This is a genomic window from Vibrio sp. 10N.286.46.A8 (assembly GCF_041470165.1).
In the GTDB taxonomy this organism is placed as follows: Bacteria; Pseudomonadota; Gammaproteobacteria; order Enterobacterales; family Vibrionaceae; genus Vibrio; species Vibrio tasmaniensis_A.
In genome coordinates this window covers 1-685 of record NZ_JBFRLX010000050.1, presented here as the reverse complement: position 1 = coordinate 685, position 685 = coordinate 1, and the positions used below count along the sequence as shown (strand labels likewise).

Sequence of the window (685 nt, the reverse complement as noted above, 5' to 3'; positions counted from 1 at the left end):
TTTCTAGCGACATAACTACTGTTATCGCATTATTTTTTAAAGCGGCTTGTTCTTTTAAAAACGAGCAGGCTAGCGTTCGCCTTGAACCTCAAAATCATCGCTGATTAAACGAGCGCAACCATCCGCTTCTAGTGCCCAGTGCTCACGATGCACAACACCAAACGCTTTGTTCATTGTCCAACTAGCCGTCAAAATGTAGCCGCCTTCTGGGTGCTCTTCCCACGTAACGTCTGTGTAATCAACGTCTTTGAAACCTTGGTCGATGATGTTTTGCCAAAATGCTTGAATCGCTTCACGACCTTCAAAAGTACCAAATGGACGCGCTTCCATTACACAGCTTTCAGCATATTGATCTGCACAACCTTTCGCATCTTGGCTGTTGAATGCTTTCTGCCACGCGTTAATGCCTTGCTTACATGCTTCTAAAATTTGGTTGTTTAACATTGTCTTTCTCCATAACAGTCTTCTTTCAAACACTGTGTCTTTGATTTGGTTATCTCGATAAGTTGGATTCAGTTTAGCCTTGGAAATTAAATCGAAAAACAGAGATAATAGAAAATACCGTATGTAAAAAGAGAACAATAAGATGAGTAAGCTAAAGCAGATGTCGATTTTCGCTCACATCGTAGAGCAGGGCTCAGTATCAGCTGCGGCTGAAAAGCTTGAGTTATCCAAGTCCGTCGTC

At 42.0% G+C, this 685-nt stretch carries 2 protein-coding genes; one reads left to right on the top strand and one right to left on the bottom strand.

The window, feature by feature from the left end:
* Positions 1-69 precede the first annotated feature (69 nt).
* Positions 70-444: a nuclear transport factor 2 family protein gene (locus tag AB4232_RS06305; RefSeq protein ID WP_009846458.1), complete on the bottom strand. Its 375-nt coding sequence runs from the start codon at positions 442-444 to the stop codon at positions 70-72.
* A gap of 142 nt (positions 445-586) precedes the next feature.
* Here AB4232_RS06305 and AB4232_RS06300 point away from each other — a divergent pair.
* On the top strand, positions 587-685 hold a 99-nt coding region (locus AB4232_RS06300; RefSeq protein ID WP_372086643.1), incomplete at its 3' end, for a LysR family transcriptional regulator.

Excerpts from the sequence above, each read along its gene's own strand:
- AB4232_RS06305 (WP_009846458.1), bottom strand. The coding sequence starts at position 444 with ATGTTAAACAACCAAATTTTAGAAGCATGTAAGCAAGGCATTAACGCG.